Annotated in this window: 25 protein-coding genes; 10 read left to right on the top strand and 15 right to left on the bottom strand. The window is 68.2% G+C overall.

Annotated elements, in window-relative coordinates; translation table 11 throughout:
- Position 1 precedes the first annotated feature (1 nt).
- From U9J41_RS16255 to U9J41_RS16245, 3 genes are all read left to right on the top strand, one after another.
- Positions 2-937 carry an esterase/lipase family protein gene (locus tag U9J41_RS16255; RefSeq protein ID WP_322403230.1) on the top strand — a complete coding sequence of 312 codons (936 nt, stop codon included), beginning with the start codon at positions 2-4 and terminating at the stop codon, positions 935-937.
- Positions 938-1008: 71 nt separating this feature from the next.
- Entirely contained in the window at positions 1009-1683 is a 675-nt protein-coding gene (locus U9J41_RS16250) for a TetR/AcrR family transcriptional regulator (protein WP_322403229.1), read from the top strand.
- A gap of 7 nt (positions 1684-1690) precedes the next feature.
- Complete coding sequence (locus U9J41_RS16245) at positions 1691-2245, top strand: LOG family protein (protein ID WP_322403228.1); 555 nt, start codon at positions 1691-1693, stop codon at positions 2243-2245.
- Between the two features lie 9 nt (positions 2246-2254).
- On the opposite strand, the gene U9J41_RS16240 is transcribed toward U9J41_RS16245, so the two are convergent.
- The 7 genes from U9J41_RS16240 to U9J41_RS16210 form a co-directional block, all read right to left on the bottom strand.
- Complete coding sequence (locus tag U9J41_RS16240) at positions 2255-5011, bottom strand: bifunctional diguanylate cyclase/phosphodiesterase (protein WP_322403227.1); 2757 nt, start codon at positions 5009-5011, stop codon at positions 2255-2257.
- A complete protein-coding gene (locus U9J41_RS16235; RefSeq protein WP_322403226.1) occupies positions 5008-5448 on the bottom strand; it encodes a type 2 periplasmic-binding domain-containing protein in 441 nt (146 codons plus the stop codon). The genes U9J41_RS16240 and U9J41_RS16235 overlap by 4 nt, the downstream gene beginning before the upstream one ends.
- A 1-nt stretch (position 5449) precedes the next feature.
- A complete protein-coding gene (locus U9J41_RS16230; RefSeq protein ID WP_322403225.1) occupies positions 5450-6700 on the bottom strand; it encodes a hypothetical protein in 1251 nt (416 codons plus the stop codon).
- A gap of 178 nt (positions 6701-6878) precedes the next feature.
- Positions 6879-8543: a serine hydrolase gene (locus U9J41_RS16225; RefSeq protein WP_322403224.1), complete on the bottom strand. Its 1665-nt coding sequence runs from the start codon at positions 8541-8543 to the stop codon at positions 6879-6881.
- A 119-nt stretch (positions 8544-8662) separates the two neighbouring features.
- The gene (locus U9J41_RS16220) at positions 8663-9181 is read right to left on the bottom strand and encodes a M48 metallopeptidase family protein (RefSeq protein ID WP_322403223.1); all 519 of its coding nucleotides are present in this window, start codon (positions 9179-9181) and stop codon (positions 8663-8665) included.
- A gap of 165 nt (positions 9182-9346) precedes the next feature.
- Entirely contained in the window at positions 9347-9685 is a 339-nt protein-coding gene (locus U9J41_RS16215; RefSeq protein ID WP_322403222.1) for a KGG domain-containing protein, read from the bottom strand.
- A 103-nt stretch (positions 9686-9788) separates the two neighbouring features.
- On the bottom strand, positions 9789-10817 hold the full coding sequence (locus tag U9J41_RS16210; RefSeq protein ID WP_322403221.1) for an NADP-dependent oxidoreductase: 1029 nt from the start codon (positions 10815-10817) through the stop codon (positions 9789-9791).
- A gap of 151 nt (positions 10818-10968) precedes the next feature.
- Between U9J41_RS16210 and purU the strand changes: the two genes are divergently transcribed.
- From purU to U9J41_RS16180, 6 genes are all read left to right on the top strand, one after another.
- Positions 10969-11835, top strand: a complete 867-nt coding sequence (gene purU, locus U9J41_RS16205; RefSeq protein ID WP_322403220.1) for a formyltetrahydrofolate deformylase — start codon at positions 10969-10971, stop codon at positions 11833-11835.
- Between the two features lie 27 nt (positions 11836-11862).
- The gene (locus U9J41_RS16200) at positions 11863-12405 is read left to right on the top strand and encodes a YaeQ family protein (RefSeq protein WP_322403219.1); all 543 of its coding nucleotides are present in this window, start codon (positions 11863-11865) and stop codon (positions 12403-12405) included.
- Between the two features lie 87 nt (positions 12406-12492).
- Positions 12493-12855: a DUF2946 domain-containing protein gene (locus U9J41_RS16195; protein WP_322403218.1), complete on the top strand. Its 363-nt coding sequence runs from the start codon at positions 12493-12495 to the stop codon at positions 12853-12855.
- A gap of 51 nt (positions 12856-12906) precedes the next feature.
- On the top strand, positions 12907-13350 hold the full coding sequence (locus tag U9J41_RS16190) for a copper chaperone PCu(A)C (protein ID WP_322403217.1): 444 nt from the start codon (positions 12907-12909) through the stop codon (positions 13348-13350).
- Between the two features lie 12 nt (positions 13351-13362).
- Complete coding sequence (locus tag U9J41_RS16185; protein ID WP_322403216.1) at positions 13363-13860, top strand: YcnI family copper-binding membrane protein; 498 nt, start codon at positions 13363-13365, stop codon at positions 13858-13860.
- A 7-nt stretch (positions 13861-13867) separates the two neighbouring features.
- Complete coding sequence (locus U9J41_RS16180; RefSeq protein ID WP_322403215.1) at positions 13868-16159, top strand: TonB-dependent receptor; 2292 nt, start codon at positions 13868-13870, stop codon at positions 16157-16159.
- Positions 16160-16315: 156 nt separating this feature from the next.
- Here the strand turns inward: U9J41_RS16180 and U9J41_RS16175 are convergent, their stop codons facing one another.
- Entirely contained in the window at positions 16316-17086 is a 771-nt protein-coding gene (locus U9J41_RS16175; protein ID WP_322403214.1) for a head GIN domain-containing protein, read from the bottom strand.
- Positions 17087-17464: 378 nt separating this feature from the next.
- A complete protein-coding gene (locus tag U9J41_RS16170; protein WP_322403213.1) occupies positions 17465-20071 on the bottom strand; it encodes a glycoside hydrolase family 3 C-terminal domain-containing protein in 2607 nt (868 codons plus the stop codon).
- Between the two features lie 208 nt (positions 20072-20279).
- Between U9J41_RS16170 and U9J41_RS16165 the strand changes: the two genes are divergently transcribed.
- On the top strand, positions 20280-21401 hold the full coding sequence (locus U9J41_RS16165) for a type IV pilus twitching motility protein PilT (RefSeq protein WP_322403212.1): 1122 nt from the start codon (positions 20280-20282) through the stop codon (positions 21399-21401).
- Between the two features lie 19 nt (positions 21402-21420).
- On the opposite strand, the gene U9J41_RS16160 is transcribed toward U9J41_RS16165, so the two are convergent.
- From U9J41_RS16160 to U9J41_RS16135, 6 genes are all read right to left on the bottom strand, one after another.
- Entirely contained in the window at positions 21421-22086 is a 666-nt protein-coding gene (locus tag U9J41_RS16160; RefSeq protein WP_322403211.1) for a hypothetical protein, read from the bottom strand.
- A 20-nt stretch (positions 22087-22106) separates the two neighbouring features.
- Positions 22107-22766, bottom strand: a complete 660-nt coding sequence (locus U9J41_RS16155; protein WP_322403210.1) for a hypothetical protein — start codon at positions 22764-22766, stop codon at positions 22107-22109.
- Between the two features lie 469 nt (positions 22767-23235).
- Complete coding sequence (locus U9J41_RS16150; RefSeq protein ID WP_322403209.1) at positions 23236-24513, bottom strand: c-type cytochrome; 1278 nt, start codon at positions 24511-24513, stop codon at positions 23236-23238.
- Positions 24510-25232: a c-type cytochrome gene (locus tag U9J41_RS16145; RefSeq protein WP_322403208.1), complete on the bottom strand. Its 723-nt coding sequence runs from the start codon at positions 25230-25232 to the stop codon at positions 24510-24512. Before U9J41_RS16145 ends, U9J41_RS16150 begins: the two co-directional genes overlap by 4 nt.
- Positions 25233-25351: 119 nt before the next feature.
- Positions 25352-25714 (bottom strand): c-type cytochrome, encoded by a 363-nt coding sequence (locus U9J41_RS16140; RefSeq protein ID WP_322403207.1) that lies wholly within the window; start codon positions 25712-25714, stop codon positions 25352-25354.
- Positions 25715-25750: 36 nt separating this feature from the next.
- Entirely contained in the window at positions 25751-26443 is a 693-nt protein-coding gene (locus U9J41_RS16135; RefSeq protein ID WP_322403206.1) for a 3'-5' exonuclease, read from the bottom strand.
- Between the last annotated feature and the right edge of the window lie 4 nt (positions 26444-26447).

Below are 26447 nucleotides of genomic sequence, written 5' to 3'. Positions count from 1 at the left end.
GATGAAGCTGGCCAGCGCCCGCACGCTGCTGCGCCTCGTGCTGCTCGTGCAGGCCGCTTGCGCGCTGCTGGTCGCGTGGGTGCTGCTGCGCCGCGGCGTGCCGGCGTGGGGCGCGCTGGCGGCCGGCATCGGGGCCGTGGCGCTGGTCCGCCTCGTCATCAACATGAACAACTTCGTCATGGCGGGATGGGCGGCGAGCGCCACGCCGCCGGCGTACCGGCTCGGGGCCGGGGCGCGTCTGCGCATGCTGGCCGAGGAATTTTGCGCGAGCATGCTGGTGACGTCGTGGCACGTGCCGCGCGGCCGCGCGCGCATGACGATCCACCCGGACAGCGGGTACCCGCCCGTGCTGCTCATCCACGGCTACGGCTGCAACAGCGGCTACTGGGCGCACATGGCGCTGCTGCTGGACCGCGAGGGCATCAGCCACGCGGGCATCGACCTGGCACCGGTCGCGGGCAGCATCGACGATTACGCGCCGCCGATCGAGGCCCGCGTGCGCGAACTGTGCGCCGCGACGGGCGCCGCGCGCATCGCCATCGTCGCGCACAGCATGGGGGGGCTGGCCGCGCGCGCGTGGATGCGACGGTATGAAACCGGCGGCAGCGCGCGCGTGGCGGCACTGATCACTCTCGGCACGCCGCACCACGGCACGGCGCTGGCGCGCTTCGGCCTTGGCGCGAACGCCGCCCAGATGCGCCGCGACAGCCCGTGGCTGCGCGCGCTGGCCGCCGCCGAGAGCGAGGACGTGCGCGCGCGCATCGTGTCGCTGTACACGCACCACGACAACATCGTCGCCCCGCAGGAGTCGAGCGTGCTGGCGGGCGCGCGCAACGTCGCGTTCGGCGGCATCGGCCACGTGGCGCTGGGCCGCAACCCGCGCGTGCTGGCCGAGGTGTTGCGCAACCTGCGCGAACTGCGTCCCGCGCGGGCCTGAAGGACGGTGGCTGTGGCCGCGCCGTCCGGTCGATGATATCCTTGCGGGTGAGTCCACCCACATTTGTTTCCATGCAACAAAAAGCCCCGCGCCGAACCCGCGAACGCATCCTCGAGCTGTCGCTGCGGCTGTTCAACGAATTCGGCGAACCGAACATCACGACGACCGTGATCGCCGACGAGATGAACATCTCGCCGGGGAACCTGTATTACCACTTCCGCAACAAGGACGACATCGTGAATTCGATCTTCGTCCAGTTCGAGGCGGAGATCGAGCGCATGCTGACCGTGCCGGCCGGCCGCCGCTCGAACATGGAAGACGTGTGGCTGTACCTGCACCTCATGTTCGAGCTGATCTGGAAATACCGGTTCTTCTATCGCGACCTGAACGACCTCCTGTCGCGCAACCGCAAGCTCGAACTGCACTTCAAGGCGATCCTGGCGCACAAGATCAAGGTCGCGCGCGAGTTGTGCGACGGCTTGCGCAGCGAAGGCTCGCTCGAGGCGGGCGACGCCCAGATCGGCGCGATGGCCACGAACATGGTCGTCGTCGCCACGTACTGGCTGTCGTACGAATACGTGCGCAATCCGCGCAAGTACAGCGAGCAGCAGGCAATCGCCGACGCGCTGGCGCGCGGCTGCTATCAGGTGTTGTCGATGCTCGGCCCCTACCTGCGCGGCGACACGCTCGCGCTGTTCCAGCGCCTGTCCGACGATTTTCTCGCCAAGCTGCCGCCGGAACCCTGAGGACTCCATGAAATCCATTGCCGTCTACTGCGGCGCCTCGCTGGGCGCCGATCCCGTGTATGCCGACGCCGCGCGCGGCCTGGCCCGCGCCCTCGTCGAGCACAACATCGGCCTCGTCTACGGCGGCGGCAAGGTCGGCCTGATGGGCGTGATCGCGGACGAAGTGCTGCGCCTCGGCGGCGACGCGACGGGCGTCATCCCCAGGCACCTCGTCGAGCGCGAGGTCGGCCACGCCGGCCTCACGCGCCTGTTCGTCGTGAAGGACATGCATGAACGGAAAGCGATGATGTCCGACCTGGCCGAAGGCTTCGTCGCCATGCCCGGCGGGATGGGCACGCTGGAAGAACTGTTCGAGATGGTCACGTGGGCCCAGCTGGGAATCCACGCCAAGCCGATCGGCCTGCTCAACGTGAACGGCTTCTACGACGGCCTGGCGTCCTTCGTCGGCCACCTCGTCGAGACGGGCTTCGTGCGGCCCGCGCACGCGGAACTGATGACGCTCGACGCCGATCCCGACGCGCTGATCCGGCGCCTGCGGCTGGCCGCTCCCGGCGCCCGGTAGCCGAACTCCTTATCCCGCCACGGCTTCGGCATTCCCCAGGCGCCGTTGCTGGGCCTGCGCCTGCAGCATCTCCGTGATGCGCTCGGCCGGCACCGGAGGGCTGAACAGATAGCCCTGCATCTCGTCGCAATCGTTCGCGAGCAGGAAGTCGCGCTGCTCGACCGTCTCCACGCCCTCGGCGATCACGCGCAGGTGCAGGCGGTGGCCCAGCGAGATCACGGCCAGCGCGATGGCCTGGTCGTCGGAGCTGGAGGCCAGGTCGCGCACGAACGACTTGTCGATCTTGAGCGTCGAGATCGGGAACGATTTCAGCGCGGACAGGCTCGAATAGCCGGTGCCGAAGTCGTCGATCGACAAGGTCACGCCCATCTCCTTCAGTTCGCGCATGCGTTCCACGGCCTGGTTCAGGTCGCGCATCAGCAGGCTTTCCGTCACTTCCAGGTCGAGCGAGGAGGGCGGCAGGCCGCTGTCGCGCAGGGCGCCGGCGACGCGTTCGACGAGGCGTCTTTCCTCGAACTGGCGGGCCGACACGTTCACCGAGACCGCGAGCGCGTCCAGCCCGGCCGCGCGCCACAACTGGGCCTGGCGGCAGGCCGTGCGCACGACCCATTCGCCCAGGCCGACGATCAGGCCCGATTCTTCCGCGAGCCCGATGAAGCGCATCGGTGGCACGGTGCCGTGCTCCGGATGGCGCCAGCGGATCAGCGCCTCGACGCCGAACACCCGGCCCGTGCGCAGGTCCACCTTCGGCTGGTACAGCAGGTAGAAGCGTCCCGCCGGCGCCTCGGCCGCCGGAGCGTCCACGCCCGGCTTGTCCGGCGCGTCGTCCGCCAGCGTGGCGTCCAGCGCCCTGCGCAGGCCTTCCAGCAGCACGAGCTTTTCCTCGACGCTGGCGTTCATCTCGCGCGTGTAGAACTGGAAGTTGTTGCTGCCCAGGTCCTTGGCGCGGTACATCGCGGCGTCGGCGTTCATCATGAGGGTCTTCGGGTCGTCGCCGTCGCGCGGGTAGACGACGACGCCCATGCTGCAGCTGACGCGCACCGACTGGTCGCCGATCTGCACCGGCTCCGTCACGGCCTGGCGGATCTTTTCCAGCACGGGCGTCAACGCCAGCGGGCTCTCGCCGGCGTCCGGCAGCAGGATCACGAATTCGTCGCCGCCCAGGCGGCCGAGGGTGTCCGTGCGGCGCAGGCAGGCCTGCATGCGGCAGCCGACGACCTTCAGCAATTCGTCGCCGGCGTTGTGGCCCAGGCCATCGTTGACGAGCTTGAAGCCGTCCAGGTCGACGAAGGCGAGGGCCAGGTGGCCGCCGTTGCGCTGGGCGTTGCGCACGGCCTGGTCGAGGCGGTCGCGGATCAGGCTGCGGTTCGGGAGCCCCGTCAACTCGTCGTGGTGGGCCATGTGGCGGATGCGGTCCTCGGCCAGCTTGCGCTCCGTGATGTCGCGCACCATCGCCACGGCGCCGCCTTCGACGGGCACGATCTGGCGCTGCAGCCAGCGGCCGGCGGCCGGGCCGGCGTTGGCCTGCCACTCGGCTTCGATGACGCGCTGTTCGGCGACCACCTGGACGAGATGGTCGTACATGCCGTTGGTGCGGTAGTAGGGCAGCACGTCGCCCAGCAGCTGGCCGCGCAGCGCCTCGTTGGCGATGCCCGTGAACAGTTCGGCGCGGCTGTTGGAGCCCTCGACCAGGAAATCGACGATGCCGCCATCCATGCCGGCCACGCTGCGCAGCACGAAGAAGGCGTCCGGACTGGCCTCCGACGCCGCCGCATAGGTTTGCTGGGCCTGGCGCTCGCGCCGGCGCGCCTTGGCCACCTGCCACGACCAGGCGCTGATCATCGCCACGACGGCCACCAGCAGCGAGCTCGCGGCGGTCGCGCCCACCAGGTAGGTGCCGTAGTGCTGCTCGTACTGCGCCATCTGTTCGCGCGCGGCCAGGCCGACGACGACCGTGAGCGGGAACCCGGCCAGGCGGCGCGCGCCGGCGTAGCGCTCCACGCCGTCGGGCGGCGTCGGCTGCGGCGCCACGGCTTCCTCCGTGAGGCCGTCGAGCGCGATCGGCTGGCCCCACGAGACGTCGTCGCCGATGCGCACGGCGCGCGCGGCGCCGTCGCTGCCCACGAGCGCCAGCAGGCCGAGTTCGCCGGCACGCGAGCGCTCGTACGAGCTGGTGAAATACGCGGGGTCCACTTCGACGATGGCCACGCCGGCGAAGCTGCCCTCGGCGTCGTCGATGCGGCGCGTGAAATGCAGGTGCGGTTCGCGGCGGATCGGATCGCCGGCGGTCTGGCTGACGAAGACCGCGCTGGCATCGTCGTTCGCGTGGACGGTGAAATAGGGCGCGCGCGACACGTCCTGCCCCGGCATCGGCGGATTGCTGTCGACGATGCGGCCGTCGCGGTCCGCGATGCTGACCTCGAACACGAGGCCGGGCGGCAGCAGGCCCTGGGCGCGCAGCGCCGGCAGGGCGCCGCGCGGGCCGTTCAGTTCGACCGCGTACTTGACGACCTTGAGCGTCTGGTCGATCGCGTTCAGGTTGCGCGCGACCTGCGCCTCGTAGGTGTCGAGCTGCTCGCGCGCGGAATCGTGCGCGGCGGCGACGGCCGCGAGACGTTCGGTCTCGATGAAGTGGAACGTCGCGGCCCAGATGGCGACCAGCGGCAGCAGCGCGAACAGCGGCAGCGCGATATGCGTCTCGAGGGCGCGCGCGAGCCAGCGGGGACGCCGGCGCCGGCCAGGTGAGGCGGGCGAGGGGGTCATCATTGCACCACGAGGACGGCGTGCACGCTGCCGTCGAGCGCGCCCCGTTCGATGTAGCCGATGGCATCCGGATCGTCCGCGATCTTGCGCCGCACGGCCGCGCTGTCCGGCAGTTCGGCGGGCGGCTGGCCACGGCCCGTGAACACTATCTTCGACCAGTGCGCCTTCAGCAGGGCCGGCGTCTTGCTTGTCACGCGCGCATAGAATTCGTCGCGGATCGGCGCGCCGAGGCGCAGGTCGTACGGCACGGCCTCGGCGCCGTCCGGGAAGCGCGCGGACTGGCCGAGGAAGATCGCGGCCACCTGGTCGGCGCGCAGCGTGGTGACGGGATTGCGCGCGGAGACGATCACGACGAGTTCGGCCGCGCCGGCGCGAGCATCGGCAAGGCAGGCGAGCAGCAGGGCCGATCCCAGGAAGCGGGAATACTTGTGCGCCGCCATGCTAGTACACGAAGTCCAGGGCGACGCTGGCCACGTGCGTGGTGCGCCCGGAACGGAAGCGCGGCGTCGGGTTGATGAAGGTGCCGACCGAGTCGTCGCGCGGCGTGACGCGGTCGAGCTGCACCTTGAGCGCCATGTTCGTGTGCAGGTCCCAGCGCAGGCCGGTCGCCACGGACGTCTGCTGCGGGATCCGCATCAGCAGCGTATTCAGGCCGGCGTTCAGCATGGCCGCCGTCGGCGCCAGCACCGGGGGCAGGGCGGCCGTCGGCAGGCCCGGATCCAGCGTCGTCCCCACGGCCCGCACGCGCGCCCACGTCGCGTAAGGCGTCAGGGACTTCCAGCGCCAGCCGGCGCTGACATAGGCGTTGCGCGTGGCGCCGAGGAAGGAATGGCTGGCCGTGCGGCCCGCCTCGGCCATCACGAACCAGCTGCCCGGGTCGTAGTTCACGCCGATATTCGCGAGCGTCATGCGCTTGTGGTCCATCGCATAACGCCGGGTCAGGGCCTGGCCGGCCGGGCCGAACGCGTCGAAGGCGTCGAACAGGTCGATGCCGATGTCGCTCGAGATCTCGGCGCTGATCATGTTGGCGCGCACGCTCAGCGCACCCCAGTCGCTCGTGTTCGAGATGCCGACGCCGCCGCGTCCGTACACGTGCAGGGGTGCGATCAGGGCGACGGCGCTGTGGCCGTAGAAGACCTGCGACGCGTTGCGCACGGGGCCGAGGTCCCAGCGCAGGGTGGCGTCGATGCCGTCGCTGCTGGTGACGGGCAGGACGTTGTAGCCTTCGACCGGCGGCCGCACCCACGGATACGCATAGCCGACCTTGCGGTAGTCCGCCGTCAGGAACACGGGCAGCGCGATGCGGCCGACGCGCACGGCCAGTTCGGGCGTCACCTGGTACTTGATGTTGGCCCATTCGATGCGCGGCCGGTAGGTGTTGTCCAGCCCCTGTTCGCTCACGACCTGCAGCACGGCCGACCAGTGCCGCGCCAGCGTGGCGTCGAGCTGGACGCCGAGGCGGGTGTCGACGTCGGTGCTCCAGCGGCGCGTGAGACCGGTGCCGTTGGCCTTGAAGACGGACGACGTGTAGTCCGCATCGCGTTCGCTCGCATGCGCGACGCCCAGCGTGCCGAAGCCGGAGATGCGCCAGTCCGGGCTGCGCACCGGCTCGTCCTGCGCGCGGGCGGTGCCAAGGCTGGCGAGGCCGACCAGGGGAAGTAACAGGAACTGAACGAGGCGTTGTTGCTGCATTTGAGTCGACGGATGGGCCGGCTGGGAGCGCCAGGGTGTGGACCTCGACTGTAATCCGTGCTCAAAGGAAAGTCGACAGCTTTTGCCCGTCGGCCGCCCTTGTTCAAAATCTTGTTGCGCTACGGCAACGAGGGATTGCGTCAGATCCGGCCATTGGCTGCCGCGCCGCCGCGCTTTATCACTGCCTTGGCGCGCTCAGCTTGTGCGGACCCTGTTCCAGCGTCATGCCCATCGTGCCGGCGGCCCGCTTGTCGAAGTGGAGCCGGACGTCGTGTTCCGCGTCCACGAACGTGTCCTGCGCCAGCGCCGTCAGCTTCATCGCCGGCTGTCCCACCGGCGTGGCGCGCAAGGTGCCGCCTTCGCGCGTCACCTCGATCACGAGTCCCGGCGCGAGCGGGTAACGGCCCAGGTACCGGTCCAGGACGGCGGGCGCCACCTGCACGGCCCGCAGTTCGGGCACCGTCGTGCTGCCGCGGTGGTGCGTCGTGCGGTTCAGTTCATCGTCGATCGTCAGGTCCGTGACGACCCCTTTTGTGTCGCGGTGGAACTGTACAGTGATTAAGCTGTCGCCGATCAGGACGCCGTCCTTCCGGTACCCGCGCAGCTGCGCGCGCGGCATGCCCGTGCCCTGGATCGTCAGCCCGCCGTTCTCGTGGCGGACCGTGTGGGCCCGCTTGTCGTCGATCGGATAGACGCCCACATAGCCGTCCAGTGTCGCCGCATCGGGCGCCGTCGCGGACGGCACCGGCAGCGGCTTGCCGGCCACGTCCATCGCGATCCCGTGGGTCAGCTTGGCCAGCGGCACGTGGATGCCGTCGGCGTCGCGGTTGGCCAGCATGGCGACATAGACATGCTCCTTCGGCAGCCAGACGGCGTCGGACGTGAAACCCGGGATATTCCCGCCGTGGAAGACTTCGTCGACGCCGTGCAGCCGGCCCACGAACCATCCATAGCCGTACGGATTGGGCGTGCCGTCGTTGAGCGTGTGGGCGCTCCAGGCCCGGCGCAGCGTGTCCGGCCGCAGCAGCTTGCCATCGGCGAGTGCCGCCTGCCAGCGCGCGAGGTCGTCCACGGTCGACACGAGCGCGCCGGCCGCGTACGGCCACGTCATGCTGATCGGGCCGGCCGGTTGCGCCCGGCCGTCGTAGCCGGTGACGGGCTGGAACCGCGCATCCTCGTAGCCGGTGTGCGTCATGCCGAGGGGCTTGAAGATGCGTTCGTCGAGAAAGCGGGCATACGGCAGGCCCGACGCCTTCTCGATGATCGCGCCCAGCAGGAAATAGCCGGAATTGTCGTAGCGGAACCGGCTGCCGGGAACGAATTCCAGCGCGTCATCCTTGAAGAACGCGATGCCTTGCGCGACGGTGACGTCGGTGCGCATCACGTCGCGGAATCCACGCTTGTCCGTGTAGCTGGGGATGCCGGACGTGTGCGTCAGCAGATGTTCGATCGTGATCTTCGCGCCGTGCGTGGGATAGTCGGGCAGGAAGCGCGTGATGTCGTCCGACAGGGCCAGCTTGCCTTCATCCGCCAGCATCAGGATGGCGACGGCCGTGAACTGCTTCGTCATCGAGCCGATCCGCGCCGGGGCATCCGCCCGCAGCGCCGTGCCGGACGCCACGTCCGCGCGGCCGTAGCCCTTGCGGAACACGGTCTTGCCGTCCTTCGTGACGATCACGGCGACCCCGGGGCCGGTGGCAGGAAAATACGGGGCGATCAGCGCATCGATCCGCGCCGCGAGCGCCTGCTCTTCCGCCTGCGCGGCGGGTGCCGCGAGCGTGGGGGACAACGGTGCCAGGACGAGCGACACCACGGTAACAACGTTCACTGCATATCGGCGCATGGATTCTCCTTGTGTGCGCCAGGATTATATGATGTCAGATAGGCAATATTTTGTTGCTGTCCGATGAAATAAATGACAACGCCGATACCGGGAGTGATATCCCGCCGTGGCGGGCCGGGTCACTCCCACAAGCGCGCGCCGCCGAGGTCCAGCTGCGTGAGGTAGAGGCGCACGTCGAACTCGTATTGGTGGTAATCCGGCGCCATCCAGCAGCACAGTTTGTAGAACGCCTTGTCGTGGTCCTTTTCCTTGAGGTGCGCGAGTTCGTGCACGGCGATCATGCGCAGGAACGCGGGCGGCGCGTCGCGGAACACGGTGCCGATGCGGATCTCGTGCTTGGCCTTCAGGCGCCCGCCCTGCACGCGCGAGATGGCCGTGTGCAGGCCCAGCGCCTGCTGCACGATGCCGATCTTGCTGTCGTAGGCGACCTTGGCGACGGGCGCCGCGTTGCGCAGGTATTCGTCTTTGAGGTCCTGCACGTAGCCGTACAAGGCCTTGTCCGTGCGGACGTCGTGCGCGTCGGGGTAGCGCTGGCGCAGGTGGTCGGCCAGGCGGTCGTCGGCGATCAGGCGCTCGACCTGCGACAGCACGTGGGCGGGATAGGCGCTCAGGTATTTCAGGCGGGAGGGAGAAGACATAAGGGCGGCACTGTAGCACGTCCATGTCTTGACGTCAGCGGATGACGATGATGCAACAGGTGACGGGCGAGGGGCGACGGGCGACCACGCCCGGCACGGCGGCGCGGTCGGCGCTTGCGCGCTTCGAGAAGGGGACCGGCCCAGGGCGCGGACCGATCCCGGACGTCATTGCTCCTTGCCGCCCTGGCGGTTGCCCGTTTTCGCGGCTGCCGCGGCGCGGTTGGCCGACTGCCGGCTTTCCCCGCCCTTGCGTCCGATATCGGCCATGTGGGCGCGGTTGCGGCTGACCACTTCCCCGCCTTTCTGGCCCGCGCGGCGCGCTTCCTCCGAATCGAATTCGTGCGCCGTGCCCTTCTGGTGGGCGGCCTGGCCACCCTTGCTGGCGATTTGCCGCTGCTGGTTCTGGTCCATCGCAGCGAAACCGCGCTTGGCCGGCTGGCTTTTCTGCTCGCTGCCGCCGGAGTCGGCAGCGCCCTTGTTGCCGCCATCCTTGCTTGTCGCCATATCGATCTCCTTGTGCCTGAACAATCAAAGCGAGCGTCCATGGATGCGCTCGTGAGTTTAGAGAGGCGGGAAATGAAATGGTTCCGGTGGCGCGGGGTTGGTGTCAGTGGGTGTCGTCGGCGATCTTGAGCACCAGTTTTCCGAAGTTCTTCCCTTCGAACAGCATCGTCAACGCGTCGGGGAAATGGTCGAGCCCTTCGACGACGTGTTCGCGGCTCTTGATCGCCCCGTCGCGCAGCCAGGCGCCGAGGCGCTGCACGCCTTCCGAGTAGCGCGGCGCATAGTCGAAGACCACCATGCCTTCCATCCGGGCCCGGTTCACGAGCAGCGCCAGGTAGTTGGCCGGTCCGCGCACGGGCGTCGTGTTGTTGTATTGCGAGATGGCGCCGCAGATCACGATGCGGGCCTTGAGGTTGATGCGCGCCAGCACGGCGTCGAGGATGTCGCCGCCCACGTTGTCGAAATAGACGTCCACACCCTGCGGACAATGTTCCTTGAGACCCGCCGCCACCGGACCGGCCTTGTAGTCGATGCAGGCGTCGAAGCCCAGCTCGTCGACGACGTAGCGGCATTTATCGGGCCCGCCGGCGATGCCGACCACGCGGCACCCGAGCTGCTTCGCCACCTGGCCCACCGTCGCGCCGACGGCGCCCGCGGCCGCCGACACGACGACCGTCTCTCCGGCTTTCGGCTGGCCGATGTCGGTGAGGCCGAAGTAGGCCGTCATGCCGGGCATGCCCAATACGTTCAGCCAGGCCGGCAGCGGGGCGAGCGCGGGATCGATCTTCATGGCCGCGGCGGCCTTCGCGTCGACGGGACCCGTCCAGTACTGCTGCACGCCGAAGGTGCCGGCCAGGTGGTCGCCCACGGCGACGTGCGGCGAGCTGGACGCCTCGACGACGCCGACGCCGCCCGCGCGCATCACTTCGCCGATGGCGACCGGACGGATATACGATTTACCCTCGTTCATCCAGCCGCGCATGGCCGGATCGAGCGACAGGTACAGCACGCGCACGCGCACCTCGCCGTCCCCGAGCGGGGGGAGCGCTTCCTCCGTCAATTGCCAGTCAGTGGCCTTCGGCAGGCCGACGGGGCGGGCGGCGAGGCGGAATTGCCGGTTCGTTGCTTCCATATGCGTCTCCTTTACCAACCGGGGTCAGAGCCCGGTTTTTGGCAATTTCTTTAAATCGGGCTCTGACCCCGGTTTGGGGAAATGGCGGATTGGCAATCCATGCGACAATGACCGGGCTCAGTCAATCTCAACCATTCTGAAGTATCTAGCAATGTATCCAGAATATATCCTGACCTTGTCCTGCCTGGATCACCGCGGTATCGTGCTGCGCGTGTCGGGCTTTTTGGCCGAACACGGCTGCAACATCATCGACTCGGCCCAGTTCGGCGATCCGGAATCGAAACTGTTCTTCATGCGCGTCCACTTCGCGCTGGAAGACGACGCGATGTCCGATGAACTGCTGCGCGCCGGCTTCGGCTCGCTGTGCGCCGACCTGGGCGCCGAGGGCGCGCTGCAGGACGCGAGGCGCAAACCGCGCGTGCTGATCATGGTGTCCAAGATCGGCCATTGCCTCAACGACCTGCTGTTCCGCTACCGCAGCGGCCTGCTGCCGGTGGAGATTCCGGCCATCGTGTCGAACCACATGGACTTCTACCAGCTCGCGGCCAGTTACAATATCCCTTTCCACCACTTGCCGCTCGAGGCGGGTGCCAGCGAATCGGCCAAGCTCGCCCAGGAGGCGCGCATCATCGACCTGCTCGACACCCACCGCATCGACCTGGTCGTGCTGGCGCGCTACATGCAGATCCTGTCGCCGGGGCTGTGCGAAGCCTTGAAGGGCAGGGCGATCAATATCCACCATTCGTTCCTGCCCAGCTTCAAGGGCGCGCGTCCGTATGCGCAGGCGCACAAGCGTGGCGTCAAGCTGATCGGCGCGACGGCCCACTTCGTCACGGGCGACCTGGACGAGGGCCCGATCATCGAGCAGGACGTCGAGCGCGTCGACCACGCCATGAGCGTGGATCAGTTGACGGCGATCGGCCGCGACGTCGAGAGCGTCGTGCTGGCCCGCGCGGTCAAGTGGTTCGTGGAACACCGCATCCTGCTGAACGGCGACAAGACCGTCGTGTTCAGCTGACCACTTTAGATTGAAAGACTGGCTTCAATGGCCCTGAAAGCAACGATTTACAAGGCAGACCTGAGCATTGCGGACATGGACCGCAACTACTACCAGGAGCACGCGCTCACCATCGCGCGGCATCCATCCGAAACCGACGAGCGGGTGATGATCCGCCTGCTCGCCTTCGCCCTGCACGCCGACCCCCTGCTTACCTACGGCAAGGACCTGTTCGACGTCGAGGAGCCCGCATTGTGGCGCAAGGACCTGACGGGTGCGATCGACCTCTGGATCGAGGTCGGCCAGCCCGACGAACGCCGCCTCATGAAGGCCGCCGGCCGCGCCGGACACGTGGTCGCGTACAGCTACAGCGCCACCAGCAACATCTGGTTCAAGGGCCTGGCCAGCAAGCTCGAACGCACGAGGAAAATTTCCATCATTAACATTCCGGCCGAAACCAGCGCCCAGCTGGAGCAGATGGTCCAGCGCTCGATGCAGCTGCAATGCACGATCCAGGACGGCCAGGTGTGGCTGACGGACGGGCAGCAGACCGTGCAGGTCGAGCGCGAGATCCTCATGGCCGAGCGCTGATTCGGACAATTTGTCCCAGGCCGCGCGTGCGCCACGGCGTGCATACGCGGCTATAATCGGATCATGCCGGTTCGTTCGATAAAACGCATGCGCTTCATCTGGTTGGCACTGTTCGCGGTGCTGCTGAACGCGCTCGCGCCTACGGTCTCGCATGCGCTGGCGGCGAGCCGGCCAGAGATCCCGGTCGACGTCTGCAGCGTCGACGGCGGCGCGCCGTTCGCGGCCGCGGCCGCGCTGCTCATGCAAGACGAGCATCGCGGCATGGGCTTCCTCGACGACTGCGGCTATTGCCTCACCCATGCGGGCAGCCATGGCATGCCGCCGCCCGTCCATGCGCCCTTGGTATTCGTGCACGGCACGGGCCCCCATCCTTTCCTGTTCCATCACGCGCCCCGTCCGCTGGCCGTCTGGCTGGCGGCCGTCCCGCGCGGCCCGCCTGCCTTCGCCTGACCTCGTTCCCGGCGCACCCGCGCCGCCATCCACTTTCAGTCAGGTGAAGTCATGTATCGAAACATTCTCGTGCTGGCCGCGGCCAGCCTGTTCACATCCGCCGCGTTCGCCCAGGTGACCGTCGGCGATCCGTGGATCCGCGCCACCGTGCCGGCCCAGAAGACGGCCGGCGCCTTCATGCAGCTGCGTTCCGCCACGGCCACGCGTCTCGTCGACGTCCAGACCCCGGTCGCGGGCCGCGCCGAAGTCCATCAGATGGGCATGGAAGGCCAGACCATGCGCATGCACAAGGTCGACGGCATCGACCTGCCGGCCGGCCAGACCGTCAACCTGGCGTCCGGCGGCTACCACGTCATGCTGTTCGACCTGAAGCGCCAGCTCAAGGACGGCGAGCAGGTGCCGCTGACCCTGACCTTCGTCGGGGCCGATAAAAAGCGCGAGAACGTCACCGTGCAGGTGCCCGTCAAACCGCTCACCTACACCGCAGCGCACTAACGGGAGCACACGATGAAAGCATATTGGATCGCCGCCTTGTTCGCGGCGCCGCTGGCGCACGCCCATATCACCGTCGCCCCGGCAAGCGCGCCGGCGGGCGCCTACCAGACGCTCGTCTTCAAGGTCGGCCACGGCTGCGACGGCAGCGCCACCACCGGCATCACGGTGTCGTTGCCCGACGGCGTGACGGCGAAGCCCATGCCGAAGCCCGGCTGGACCATCAACCTCGTCGACGGCAAGCTCGCGGCGCCGCTGCGCATGCACGGCAAGACGATCACGAGCGCCGTGCGCGAGATCAGCTGGCGCGGCGGCCCGCTGCCGGACGCGTACTACGACGAATTCACGCTGCAGGCCAGGCTGCCGGATGCGCCGGGCCGCTACGTGTTCAAGGTCGGCCAGCAGTGTGGGAACGTCCGCGTGGACTGGGCCGGCGATGCCGCATCGAAGACGCCCGCGCCCGTGCTGGACGTGGTGCCCGCCGATATGGCGATGCCGATGCACCACCATTGAGGCGGGCATGCGACATCGACATCATCGCCTTGCGCTCGCCGCATGGGCGTGCCTCGGCGCGTCCGCGCATGCCCGCGCCGACGACACGCACCTGAACACCGTGATCGTGTCGGGCGGCCGCCCGACGTCGCTGCCCGCGCAGATCCCGACGACGATCGAAGGCATCACCGGTGCCCAGGTCGAAGAGCGGATCAATGCGTTCGACAGCGAGGACGCGCTGAAATACCTGCCCAGCCTCAACGTGCGCAAGCGCTACACGGGCGACTACGACCACGCCGTGCTCGCGAGCCGCGCGTCCGGCACGGGCAACAGCGCGCGCTCGCTCGTGTACGCGGACGGCATCCTGCTCTCGAACCTGCTCGGCAACGGCGCCTCGTACACGCCGCGCTGGGGCCTCGTCACGCCCGACGAGATCGAACGCGTCGACGTGCTCTACGGCCCGTTCGCGGCCGCGTATCCGGGCAACTCGGTCGGCGCCGTCGTCGACTTCCAGACCCGCATGCCGACCAGGCGCGAAGCCCACGTCAAGCTGTCCGGCTTTTCGCAAGGGTTCAAGCTGTACCGGACGGACGACCGCTACGACGGCTGGCAGGGCAGCGCGGCACTGGGCGACCGCAGCGGCGCGTGGTCGTGGTGGATCGACGTGTCACGCATGGACAGCGATGCGCAACCGATCGCGTTCGCCAACAAGCTGCTGTCCAGCGGTATCCCGAACGGCGGCGGCATCCCGGTGACGGGCGCCGTCGCGGGCCGCAATCCGTCGGACAAGGATTGGTGGCTGCTCGGCGCGACGAGCCGGACGCGCACGGTCCAGGACCACGCGAAAGTCAAGCTCGCGTGGGACATCACGCCGCGGCTGCGCGCCAGCTACACGTTCGGCTGGTGGCGCAACGACGCCGCGCGCACGGCCGAATCGTATTTGCGCCACGCGGCCGGCAATCCCGTCAGCACGGCGCCCCGCGTGAACATCGACGGCCGCGCGTACGACATCAAGGCGTCCGACTTCGCGCCCAGCCGCGGCACGCTGGAGCACGCGATGCACGGGTTGTCGCTCAAGACGCACAGCCGCGCCACGTTCGACTGGGAGATCGCCGCCAGCGTCTACGACTACGCGCGCGATCTCGTGCGCACGCCGACGGTGCTCGTGCCCGACGCGGACACGAACGGCGCCGGCCAGGTCACCGACATGCACGGCAGCGGCTGGAACACGCTGGCATTGAAAGGCATCTGGCGGCCGGATGCCGGCGCGCTGTCCGGTCACACGGTCGAATTCGGGCTGCAGTCCGACCACGCCCGGCTGCGCACCCGCGTGTTCGGCAGCGCCGCGGACTGGCTGCATGCGGGCGACGGCCGGCAGGTCTCCCTCTTCAACGGGAATACCTGGCTCGAAAGCCTGTACGCGCAGGACAGCTGGCGCATCGCCGCCGCCTGGCGCGCCACGCTGGGCGTCCGGTTCGAGCGCTGGCGCGCGTATGGCGGCGAACTGTCGAACGCCGTGCTGGCGGCGCCGCTGCCGTTCCCCGGGCGCAGCGAGACGGCGTGGTCGCCCAAGGCCGCGCTGGCGTGGCGCGCGAGCCCGGACTGGCTGCTCAAGGCATCGACGGGCCGCGCGGTGCGCGATCCGACGGCGGCCGAGCTGTTTCAGGGATCCGTCGTCGACAACGCGATCATCAACGGCAATCCGCGCCTGAAGGCGGAGAAGTCGTGGACGAGCGAGCTGTCGGCCGAGACGCTGGGCGACACCGGCTCGCTGCGCGTGACGCTGTTCCGCGAAACGACGCGCGACGCGCTGTACTCGCAGCCGCTGCTGGTGAGCGGCGGGACGACCGTGAACACGGTGCAGAACGTGGGCCGCATCCGCACCAACGGCCTCGAAGTGGCGGCGCAGGCGGACGACGTCGGGGTGCGGGGACTCGGCCTGTCGTCCAGCCTGACGTTTGCCGACTCCATCATCACGGAGAACGCAGGGTTTCCGGCCAGCGTGGGCAAGTGGCAGCCGCGCGTGCCGCGCTGGCGCGCGACGATGCTGGCGACGTGGAAGGCGAACGACAAGTGGACGGCCACGCTGGGCGCCCGCTACAGCGGCCGCCAGTACTCGACGCTGGACAACAGCGATCCGAACGGCGATGCGTACATGGGGACGTCGGATTATCTCGTGGTCGATACGCGGCTGCGCTACCGTTTCGACCGCCGGTGGAGCGCGGCGGTCGGGGTGGACAACCTCAACGACCGCAAGTACTGGGCGTTTCACCCGTACACGCAGCGGACCGTGGTGGGCGAGGTGCGTTGGGACTTGTGATCAGGAGTCGCGGTACGGTGCGCACCCCGTGCCCCGCGTGACTCACCGCGTGGACGGCGCGGCCCGTGCGGCCTTTAGCGCGGTAGGGTGGGCACCCCGTGCCCACGCGTGACGTTGACGTCGACGTTCACGTCGGCACGGGTGCCCACCCTGCGATCAGCGCGGCGCCGCGCCCAGCCGGCGCACGTTGCCCGATCCGACCACGGACCGGGTCACGTGCGGATCGCCGTAGTAACTGACGTCCCCGGACCCGGCCACCGTCAGGCCCAGGCTCTCCTTCACCCACAAGGTCACGTTGCCGGAGCCCGCCACGGTGACGCTGGCGTTGTCGGCGCGCACATGGGCCAGGTCGACGGTGCCGGAGCCGCCGATCGAGATCGACGTGGTGCGCGCGGTGCCGCCCGCCACCTTGAGGTCGCCGCTGCCGCCGAGGGCGACGTTGACGGTGTCGCCTTCGACGCGGCCGACCTTGATGGCGCCCGAGCCGCCCACGTCGAACTTGACGCGGCCGCCGTGCACGACGTCGGCATCGATATTGCCCGAGCCGCCCAGCACGAGGCGGTCGACACTGCGCGCCTGCACGACGACCTTCAGGTTACGCGTGCGCAGGTTCGCGTTGTGCTTGGCGCGGATCTTCAGCGTGCCGTCCTCGACGACGGTCTCGATCAGCGGCAGCAGGTTGTCGTCGGCGTCGATGGTGAGACCTTCGCGGCTGCCGCCGCTCTTGATCTCGACATTGCCGGGCAGGGACATCGCGACGCCGTCGAAATGGGCGACGTCGCGCGCCTGGTGCTGGATCTTGCCGCTGCCCTGCACCTGTTCGCTCTTGCCCCAGCTCCAGTCGGCAGCAATGGCCTGCGGCGTGATGGCGATGCAGGCGAGGGCGCAGGCGGCGACGGCGAGGCGGCGGGTTTTATGGTCGATCATGATGTTCTCCTGGGTACGCGGATGTTCTCGATGGGGACATCGTAAGCGCGGGGCCGGAGTCACGATACCGGTTTGCGACAGGCTGCACGAAAACCGGGCCGGAATGCATGCTGGTGGGGTGCGCTGCTTACGTTCCGGCAGCATTCGTCACGTCGTCAGCAGGTCGTTAGCAGGTCGTCGGCGCGTCCTTAGCACGTCGTTCCCGCGCAGGCGGGAACCTAATTTTGCTGGCTGCAGCCGCAAAACTTGGGTCCCCGCCTGCGCGGGGACGACGGGATAGGGCGCAGCGGCCGCTTGACGGGATAGGGCGCAGCAGGACGCTTGACGGGATAGGACGGAGCGGGCCGCTTAACCGGATATGACGCAGCGGGCCAGGACTTATTTTGGCAATGCGTCCGGCGCCCCCGTCACCGCGAGCGCCGTCTTGACGGTCTGCGCGTGGCCCGGCTGGCCGCCGCCCAGGTAGATCGTGTACGTGCCCGGCATCACCTTGCGCGCGCCGGCCGCGTCGACCTGCGACAGCGCGCGCGCATCGAGCGCCAGCGTGACGCGGGTGCGTGCGCCCGCCTTCAGGTGCACGCGGCGGAACGCCGCGAGCGTCGGATTGGCGGCGTCCCCCGGCTTGGCCACGTACAGCTGGACGACCTCGTCGCCGTCACGCTTGCCGGTGTTGGCCACTTCGACGTCGACGTCGACGGGCGCGCCGGCCGCGATGGACGGCGCCGACAGCGCCGGCGTACCGTAGCGGAACGTCGTGTACGACAGGCCGTGGCCGAACGGGTACAGCACCTTGCCCTTGAAATAGCGGTAGGTGCGCCCAATCATGCGGTAGTCGCCGAACGCGGGCAGGTCGTCCACGCCGCGGTAGAACGTGACGGGCAGGCGGCCGGCCGGGCTGTAGTCGCCGGCGATCAGGCCGGCCACGGCGTGCCCGCCTTCGCCGCCCGGATACCAGGCCTGGATAATCGCGGGCACGTGCTTGTCGGCCCAGTTGACGGCCAGCGCGCTGCCGCTCATCAGCACGAGCACGGTCGGCTTGCCGGCCGCGACGACCTGTTCCAGCAGGCGTTCCTGCGGCGCGGGCAGGTCCAGGCTGGTGCGGTCGCCGCCCATGAAGCCGGGCACCTGCAGCTTGAGTTCCTCCCCCTCCAGGTTGGCCGACAGGCCCGCGACGTACACGACCAGGTCCGCGCGGCGGGCCAGGGCGACGGCCTCCTTGCCGCCATCGACCCGCGTGCTCCACACGAGCTTCTGGTCGCCGCGCGCGCCGCGCTGCACGGCCTCGATCCTGACCGGATACGTCCGTCCCGCCTGCAGCGTCGCCTTGCCGGCCGCGATCGACGGCGAGTCCGTGACGTCCCACGCATCCACGACGAGCTTGCCGTCGACCCAGATGCGGTAGCCGGCATTGCTCAGGAAGCGCAGGCCGTAGTCGCCGGTGCGCGGCGCCTTCAGGTAGCCGGTCCAGCGCGTGGACGCATTGTGGCCGCCGTCCTGCCACGCGGCGCGGGCATTGGTTTCCGTGGCGTCGTGCGCGGCGCCCGCCAGGTCCGGACCGGCGAAGTGTTCGGCAGTGAGGCCGGGCGTGCGGCATGCGGCGTCGACGCACAGGCTGGCGTCCGGCACCGGCGGCTCGGCCGGGCCGACGAGGCCCGTGCCCGGCGCGTACAGGATCTGCGCATCCGGGAAGCGGGCGCGGATGCCCGCGAGCACGGTCACGGGATGGGACGGCTGGCCGTTGTAATTGCCGACCAGCGCATCCTCGCTGTCCGCGTTCGGGCCGATGACGGCGATGGTCCGCGGCGCCTTCGTGAGCGGCAGCAGGCCGTCGTTCTTCAGCAGCACCATCGCCTCCTGCGCCGTCTTGAGGGCGACGGCGCGGTGGGCCGGCGTGTCGTTGTCGTCGGGCCGGATGTCCGCGTAGGCCTTGGGTGGCGTCGGATCGAGCAGGCCGAGGCGGATGCGGCCCGCGAACAGGCGCACGAGGGCGCGGTCGATGACGGCCTCTTTCAGCTCGCCGTGGCGCACGGCGTTCGCGATGGGGCCGGCCTCGGTCGTCATCTTGTTGCGGTAGTCGCCGCAGATCAGGTCCATGCCGGCCGTGAACGCGGCGGCCACGGCTTGTTCCGGCGTCTTCGTGTAGTGCAGGCTGTCGGCGCGGTAGATGTTGGCGGCGGCGCCGCAGTCCGACACGACGAAGCCCTTGAAACCCCAGGCGCGGCGCAGGTGCTGCTGCAGCAGGTCGTCGCTGGCGCAGGCGGGGACGCCGTCGACGGCGTTGTACGCGCACATGACGGACGCCACCTTGCCTTCCGTGACGGTGGCGCGGAATGCGGGCAGGTAGGTGTCCTCGAGGTCGTGCGGGGACGGGTGGACGTCTTCGCGGTGGCGGTTCGATTCCGGTCCGCTGTGCACGGCGAAGTGCTTGGCGGTGGCGATCGTCTTGAACGCGGTCGGATCGTCACCCTGCAGGCCGCGGATGAAGTTCACCGCGATGCGCGACGTGAGGTAGGGATCCTCGCCATACGTTTCCTGGCCGCGGCCCCAGCGCGGATCGCGGAAGATGTTGATGTTGGGCGACCACACGGTGAGGCCGCGGTACCAGTCCGTGCCGCCGTCAGGCGCGCGCGTCGCCATGTACTTGGCGCGGAATTCCGTGGCGATGACGTCGCCCACGTCGTGCATCAGCGCCTCGTCCCACGTGGCCGCCATGCCGACGGCCTGCGGGAACACGGTCGCGTAGCCGGCGCGCGCGACGCCGTGCAGGCCCTCGTTCCACCAGTTGTACTTCGGGATCTTCAGGCGCGGGATCGCCGGCGCGTCGTTGCCGAGCTGGGCGGCTTTTTCCTCCAGCGTCATGTGCCCGACGAGGTCGGCGGCGCGGGCTTCGGGTGTCTGCTGGGCCAGCGCCGGCGCCGCCGCGCACAGGGCGGCCAGCGCGAGCGGGGCGAGGGTGAAGGGAAGGCGGCGTGGATCGTCGTTCATCGTAGTCTCCTGTTATTGGTTTTCTGACGATGCTAACACGAAAATGTCATGCGCTAACAATGAGCGAAAACACAACGGGATGTGGCGGCCACGGCACGTCCGGGGCTTGGTCTTGGAAAAAATATCTTTCCAGTTGGAATTTTGACAGCATGCTGGTTTTATAATCAACGCATCGCTCATCCGAGCCCGTTTGGTACATCGAAGAATGATGGAACACCACCAGTCGTCGCAGATCCCCACCCTGTCGTATATCGAAAACGAAGACCACCCGGTGTTCGGGACCCTGGTCGAGCAGATCCTGCACCTGCTGAATTCGAAGCTGGTGTTTTCCGACATCATCATTCACCAGAACAGTCCGCTGATGCTGCGCCAGCCGAAGGGCCTCGTGGCCGTGACGGATTCGCCCATCACGAAGGAAGAGCTGGAAGAATTCTTCGACGTCATCGAGCCGAACTGGGCCGAGCGCATCGTCGACCGCGCGTTCGACCGCTCGATCGACCTGCACACGGCGCGCATCCGCGCCAACTGCTTCAGCTTCCAGGGCAAGAAGCGCCTCGGCTGCGTGATCCGCCGCTTCCCGAAGGAGCCGCTGGCGCTGGACACCCTCGGCCTGCACGCGGACGAGCGCGAGTTCGCGCGCCTGACGAGCGGCCTGGTCCTGATCATCGGCGACACGTGCCAGGGCAAGTCGACCACGATCGCGTCCATCCTCGACGAGATCAACCGGCAGCGCTCGGGCCACATCATCACCATCGAAGATCCGGTCGAGACCCTGATCCCGCAGCGCAAGTGCATCATCACGCAGCGCGAGGTGGGCGTCGACGGCGACGTCGAAAGTTATTACCTGGGCGCGCTGGACGCGCTGCGCGAGCGGCCGGACGTGATCGTCATCGGCGAGATCCGCGATGCCCAGACGGCGCAGGAAGCGCTGGCGCTGGCCGAGTCCGGGCCGCTCGTGCTGGCGACCCTGCACGCGCGCTCGACGGAACTGGGCCTGCAAAAGATGCTGCGCCTGCTGGGCAATTCGGAAGCGCAGGGCCAGGCCCTCGCGCACGCGCTGCGCGGCGTGCTGTGCCAGGCGCTGCTGCCGTCCAAGCAGGGCAACCGTTACCACCTCGCGACGGAGTGCCTGACCATCAACCCGGCGGTCGGCGCGATGATCGAGGAGGGCGACCTGGGCGCCATCCGCGCGCACATGAACGCGGGGCGCGGGCCCGGCTGCCACACGATGAACAGCGTGCTCGAAGCGCTGCTGGCGGCGCACAAGGTCGGCCTCGACGACGCGCGCGCCGCGACGACGGACCGGATCGGCTTCGCCGAGATGGTCTGACCGCGACCGGGCAGGGCGGCTATCGGATCGTGTTCATCTCGCTTTCATCTTCCGTGTAGCGCACGGGCGCCAGGTTGTGCCTGGCGATGAGTTCCGGCACGGTCGCCGGGGCGCCCCGTTCGATGCGTTCGTGTTCCAGGACGTGGTCGAGGATCTCCGCCTCGCTGCAACGGCCGGGCGTCGCGAATTCCAGCGGTTCCTCGTTATTGCGGTACCAGACTCGATAAATCGGCATGCCAGTCTCCTTGTGGTGAGGCCCGCAGTATGACAGATCGGCCCGGCACGCCGGCGCCACGCGACGCCTGTCGGTGCGTCGGGACCATGCGATCAGCCAGTCCGGGTTGACCGGTACCGGGATCGTGATCGGACGCCCGGTCTGGCCGTCGATTCCAGAAAAATGAATTTCGTCGCAATGTGCGAGCCTTCCCGGATTTCCACTCAATAGAATCAGTCCATTCGAAGAGCTGATGGCATGACGCCCGACGAATTCCTCGTTCATTTTATCGAGATCCGATATGTCGAGATCCGACATAGATAGGGGCGGTCGGTCGACGAACGCTGGTCGAGGTGAGCCCGAGGTTTTGCACGTCCAATCGAGGTGCCGGTAGCGCGACAAACGGAACCATTCCGCATTAATGTCCTGAATCGGGTCCGGCCGGCCCATGATGGACGACAGGCCATGCATAAGTTCTCCGGCACGTTCGATTAATAGAATTTGCGAGAGATTTTCTCGACGTTGATCCCAAAAGAACGGATAAACATTGAATCCGCCTTTACGGTCAACTTGCTGACTTCCGCGTTGTTTTCTTTGGCGAGGCCGATAATCCAGTTCGCGACCTCCTTGCGGACGTTGTCGTCAAGCTTGTCTCCGTCACGGACAAAAAACGTCAAAACGGGACGCGGCGGGCACGTGGTCCATTTTTTTTCCTTCTTGTCAAACCGTTTTGCGGCACCGCAACCGGCGTGAAACATTGCGACGGCCCGAACCGTAGAGCGGTCCGCATCGGTAACGACCAGCGCCTTTTCGGAAATTGACACCGGGTCGGCGCCGGCGAATAATCGTTTGCCACTCGGCAGGGCGACTTCCGGTTCCGGACGCCCCTTGAACGCAAACTCGAATTGGGCGTCGATCAGGTTGCGGTTGTTCTCCTCGCGTGGAATCGATATGTAAAATCCTTCTTCGCTTCCAAAAAGAATCTGGGCAACGGAGGCCAGCCTGTCACGGGTGCCATCGGTCGTCCAGTCGAGTGACGCCGCGGAGGCCGATGGGGTTTGCGTGGGAGGGGATGTCTGAGCCGATGCGGACATGACCAATGAAACCAATCCGGCCGCGAAGGCTTTTTTAAGATTTTCCGAACTGATCATCGTTGTTCTTTCCTGGTTGCAGTGGTCGAGCCTGCATTTGAAGGAAGTTGATTCGCAGTCATTGCGTTCTCCAGGATGTTCGCAAGATCTTGTTGCCGTGAGTCGGTCGGGTCGGGGCCGTTCCAGTTTCTCCGATTAGCTACCGCCGCGGCCCGGTTTCCAGTGGCCATGCGCTGCCAGAAGTCAGGCCAGGTCGGGCGATTCGAGTGCATCTACCGTGTTTTTATCGGCATCGACATTGATCGCAACGGGATCTGCATTCTCCGCATGAAGAAACCGGATCGGTTCTCCGGACGCGTCGGTTTTGTGAGGGGCGCCATGAAAAATAGAGTGGCGGCGGTGATTGCGTGAGTTTTTAACGAGACCGGCACAGACGGGACATTATTTACGCAAAAACGCCCGGCTCACATGTCGATGCCGTCAGGAGGGCGCAGGCGTCGCCGCACCCGGCGGCAAGAATACTCGCTGGTCAGTCAAGCGGCACCTCCCGCCACCGGTTGACCTCGGGCGCCGTCACTGCCGGCGCCGCATTGCCCCAGCTGTTCCTCACATACGTCACGACGGCCGCCACCTCGGCATCGTCCAGCTGCTGACTGTACGGCGGCATGCCGAACGGCCGCGGATTGCCGCGCGTGGCCGGCGGAAAGCCGCCGTTCAGCACGATGCGGATGGCGTTGACGGGGTCGCGCATCGTCAGCGCGCCATTGCCCGCCAGCGGCGGATACGCGGGGTGGCCGGCCACGCTGGTGCCGCGCCCGTCGGCGCCGTGACAATCGGCGCAGTGATGCGCGTACAGCTGGCGGCCCGCCTTCATCACGTCGTCCGGCGCGGGGATCGCATGGCGCGGCGTCGGTTCGGCCGGCAGCGATTTCAGGTAGACCGCCAGCGCGCCCGCATCCGCATCCGTCAGGTATTGCAGGCTTCGATTCACGACTTCCGCCATCGGTCCGAACACGGCGCCGCGCGGCGCGACGCCCGTGCGCAGCAGTTGCACGATATGCGATTGTTCCCAGTTGCCGAGGCCGGCTTCGTTGTCGGCGTCCAGCGCGGGCGCGTACCAGCCGCTGGTCGCGATCTGGCCGCCGGACAGCCGCGTGCCCGTCGCACCCAGGCCGTTGCGCGGGCTGTGGCAGGCGGCGCAATGGCCCAGGCCTTCGACGAGATAGGCGCCGCGGTTCCACGCGGCACTTTGCGCCGGCTGCGGCGCGTACACGCCGGGCTTGAAGTACAGCAGGCGCCAGCCGGCCAGCACGATCTGCCGGTCGTAAGGGAAGCGCAACGCATGCGGGCGATTCGCCAGGCGGACCGGCGCGAGGCTGCGCAGGTAGGCGTACAGCGCGTCGGCGTCGTCGCGCGTGACCTTCGTCGTGTTCGTGTACGGGAACGCGGGATACAGCAGGCGGCCGTCCGGCGCGGTGCCGTTGTGCAGGGCGTGCCAGAAGTCGTCCGCCGTCCAGGCGCCGATGCCCGTCGTCGCGTCCGGCGTGATGTTCGGTGCGTAGAGCGTGCCGAACGGCGTCGCGAGCGCGCGCCCGCCCGCGTACGGCATGCCGTCGCGCGCCGTGTGGCAGGCGAGGCAGTCGCCGGCGCGGGCGAGATAGGCGCCCCGGGCGATGTTGGCCGGCGTCGCCGCCCACGCTTCTTGCGACCGCGCCGGGATGAATTCGGCGCGCGGCCACGCGAGCACGACGAGGCCCAGCCCCAGCACGAGCGACAGGCCGACGACCCGGAGGACGATGCGTTTCACGGCCGCTCCGGCTCGCTGCCGCAGGCGAGCGGCATTGGGTGGGCGACGTCGGGCGCCGGGTCGTCGTCGTCCGGCAGCGGTTCGCTCGCGAGCCAGCCCGAAATGGCGGCCACGTCCGCCAGCGACAGCCGGCCGGCGATCGTCGCCATGCAGTCGGGCGCGTTGGCATGCCGCGTGCCGTTGCGCCAGGCGCCGAACTGGGCATTGATGTAGTCGCGCGGCAGGCCAAGCAGGCCCGGGATCGCGGGCAGGGCACCCGTCAGGCGCTGGCCGTGGCAGGCGACGCAGGCCGGCACCTTCAAGGCCGTGTCGCCGCGCGTGACGAGTTCGCGTCCGCGCGCCAGCTGGTCCGCCGGCAGGCTCGCGCGCGCCAGCACGGGCGCGGGCAGGTGCTGGGTCGAAAAATACGCGGCGATCTCGCGCAGGTAGTCGTCGGACAACGGTGCGACCATATACGTCATCAGCGGAAACTGGCGGCGGCCGGCGCGGAAGTTCTGCAACTGGTTGTAGAGGTAGCCGGCCGGCTTGCCGGCGATGCGCGGGTAGTAGTGCGGTCCGGTCGTCGGCGGCGGCGCGGACGGGCTGCCGTGGCACGACGTGCATGCGGCCACGCGCTGGGCCAGCGTGTCCGGCACGCCGCGCTCCGGCTGGGCCGGCGCCGGCGCCGCATGCAGGACGGCGGCGAGGAGCACGGCGGAGCGGAGAACCGGGACGGGCATGGCATTCCTGTGGTGACGACTTTACAAGGCGCATGATACCGCGTCGTCTTGAAGGATACGCAATCTTTCGAAAACGCTAACTTGGCGCATACGTCACGCGTGGGCACGGGGTGCACACCCTACCAACGGCGGAGGTAGGCCAGCAGGGCGGCGAGGTCGCGGTCGTCGTGGATGCCCCAGAAGCGCATCTTCGTGCCCGGCACCGTCTTGTCCGGATCGCGCAGGAACGCGGACAGGGTGCGCTCGTCCCAGACGATGCCGGAGGCCTTCATGGCGTCGGAATACGCGAAGTCGGCCGTCGTGCCCGCGCGCCGGCCGAACAGGCCGTTCAGTTGCGGGCCGAAGCCGCCGCGCGCGTTCGGGCCGATCTGGTGGCAGGACGCGCAGGGTTTGAAGACGACGGCGCCGTCGACGGGGCCGTCGTGGCGCGAGCAGCCCGCCAGCGCGAGCAGCATGGCCGTGCATGCGACAGGGCCGCGCACGTCAGGAAGTCCACGTCTTTGGCTGCGCCGCCCGCATCAGGACGTCCGCGGCTTCGGCTGCGCCGCCCGCATCGGGCCGCCGGCGACCGGTTTCGGTGGCGGTGGGGGCGGCGGATTCGCGCGCCAGTGGCGGTAGATGCGCAGGGCGACGTGGGCGTCGTCCGCCGCGTACAGGATCTGCTTGTCGGACAGGCGCGGCAGCGCCCAGTTGGTCGTCGTGATCTTGCGCGACTTTTGCAGGCGCTGGCCGAAGAAGCGCGCGACGGCCGTCTTGGCGCCCAGCGCGTTGCGTTCGCCGCGGCGCAGGGCGGTGGAGAGGTCGAGCACGTTGCGCGTCTCGATGCCCAGTTTGGCGCGCAGGCGGCGCAGGTCGTCGCCGAGGCCGAAGCCGACCTTCAGGATCGCGGGCGATTCCAGCACGGTCCGCAGGACGTCGATGCCGGGGACGGTCGCCGGCGCGGCGGCGTCCGCATCCTCCGGCGCGCGGGGCGCGGGCTTGCCGATCTGGAACAGGTAGGCGTGGGCGTCGGTTGCGAGCTGCACGAGGTGCGGCCCGGTCGATTGCTCGCCCTTCTGGAACGTGGGCTTGGATTCGGTGTCGAAGCCGATCGCGTCGGACGCCAGCAGCGCGGCCAGCGCGCCGTCCGCGTCCTGGCGGCTACGGACGAGGCGCACATCGGCCAGCGCGATACCCTGGTAAGGGGGAAGGTCGTCCTCGGCCTCGCTCATCCGG

It is taken from the genome of Massilia luteola (assembly GCF_034420155.1).
Taxonomy (GTDB): Bacteria; Pseudomonadota; Gammaproteobacteria; order Burkholderiales; family Burkholderiaceae_D; genus Telluria; species Telluria luteola.
Note: the sequence above shows the minus strand (reverse complement) of the source record. Positions and strands in the feature narration are given on the sequence as shown.

Excerpts from the sequence above, each read along its gene's own strand:
- U9J41_RS16175 (WP_322403214.1), bottom strand. The coding sequence starts at position 17,086 with ATGATCGACCATAAAACCCGCCGCCTCGCCGTCGCCGCCTGCGCCCTC.
- U9J41_RS16180 (WP_322403215.1), top strand. The coding sequence starts at position 13,868 with ATGCGACATCGACATCATCGCCTTGCGCTCGCCGCATGGGCGTGCCTC.
- U9J41_RS16155 (WP_322403210.1), bottom strand. The coding sequence starts at position 22,766 with ATGATCAGTTCGGAAAATCTTAAAAAAGCCTTCGCGGCCGGATTGGTT.
- U9J41_RS16170 (WP_322403213.1), bottom strand. The coding sequence starts at position 20,071 with ATGAACGACGATCCACGCCGCCTTCCCTTCACCCTCGCCCCGCTCGCG.
- U9J41_RS16135 (WP_322403206.1), bottom strand. The coding sequence starts at position 26,443 with ATGAGCGAGGCCGAGGACGACCTTCCCCCTTACCAGGGTATCGCGCTG.
- U9J41_RS16165 (WP_322403212.1), top strand. The coding sequence starts at position 20,280 with ATGGAACACCACCAGTCGTCGCAGATCCCCACCCTGTCGTATATCGAA.
- U9J41_RS16235 (WP_322403226.1), bottom strand. The coding sequence starts at position 5,448 with ATGGCGGCGCACAAGTATTCCCGCTTCCTGGGATCGGCCCTGCTGCTC.
- U9J41_RS16240 (WP_322403227.1), bottom strand. The coding sequence starts at position 5,011 with ATGATGACCCCCTCGCCCGCCTCACCTGGCCGGCGCCGGCGTCCCCGC.
- U9J41_RS16255 (WP_322403230.1), top strand. The coding sequence starts at position 2 with ATGAAGCTGGCCAGCGCCCGCACGCTGCTGCGCCTCGTGCTGCTCGTG.
- U9J41_RS16230 (WP_322403225.1), bottom strand. The coding sequence starts at position 6,700 with ATGCAGCAACAACGCCTCGTTCAGTTCCTGTTACTTCCCCTGGTCGGC.
- U9J41_RS16185 (WP_322403216.1), top strand. The coding sequence starts at position 13,363 with ATGAAAGCATATTGGATCGCCGCCTTGTTCGCGGCGCCGCTGGCGCAC.
- U9J41_RS16145 (WP_322403208.1), bottom strand. The coding sequence starts at position 25,232 with ATGCCCGTCCCGGTTCTCCGCTCCGCCGTGCTCCTCGCCGCCGTCCTG.
- purU (WP_322403220.1), top strand. The coding sequence starts at position 10,969 with ATGTATCCAGAATATATCCTGACCTTGTCCTGCCTGGATCACCGCGGT.
- U9J41_RS16210 (WP_322403221.1), bottom strand. The coding sequence starts at position 10,817 with ATGGAAGCAACGAACCGGCAATTCCGCCTCGCCGCCCGCCCCGTCGGC.
- U9J41_RS16220 (WP_322403223.1), bottom strand. The coding sequence starts at position 9,181 with ATGTCTTCTCCCTCCCGCCTGAAATACCTGAGCGCCTATCCCGCCCAC.
- U9J41_RS16200 (WP_322403219.1), top strand. The coding sequence starts at position 11,863 with ATGGCCCTGAAAGCAACGATTTACAAGGCAGACCTGAGCATTGCGGAC.
- U9J41_RS16225 (WP_322403224.1), bottom strand. The coding sequence starts at position 8,543 with ATGCGCCGATATGCAGTGAACGTTGTTACCGTGGTGTCGCTCGTCCTG.
- U9J41_RS16195 (WP_322403218.1), top strand. The coding sequence starts at position 12,493 with ATGCGCTTCATCTGGTTGGCACTGTTCGCGGTGCTGCTGAACGCGCTC.
- U9J41_RS16215 (WP_322403222.1), bottom strand. The coding sequence starts at position 9,685 with ATGGCGACAAGCAAGGATGGCGGCAACAAGGGCGCTGCCGACTCCGGC.
- U9J41_RS16190 (WP_322403217.1), top strand. The coding sequence starts at position 12,907 with ATGTATCGAAACATTCTCGTGCTGGCCGCGGCCAGCCTGTTCACATCC.
- U9J41_RS16250 (WP_322403229.1), top strand. The coding sequence starts at position 1,009 with ATGCAACAAAAAGCCCCGCGCCGAACCCGCGAACGCATCCTCGAGCTG.
- U9J41_RS16160 (WP_322403211.1), bottom strand. The coding sequence starts at position 22,086 with ATGCATGGCCTGTCGTCCATCATGGGCCGGCCGGACCCGATTCAGGAC.
- U9J41_RS16245 (WP_322403228.1), top strand. The coding sequence starts at position 1,691 with ATGAAATCCATTGCCGTCTACTGCGGCGCCTCGCTGGGCGCCGATCCC.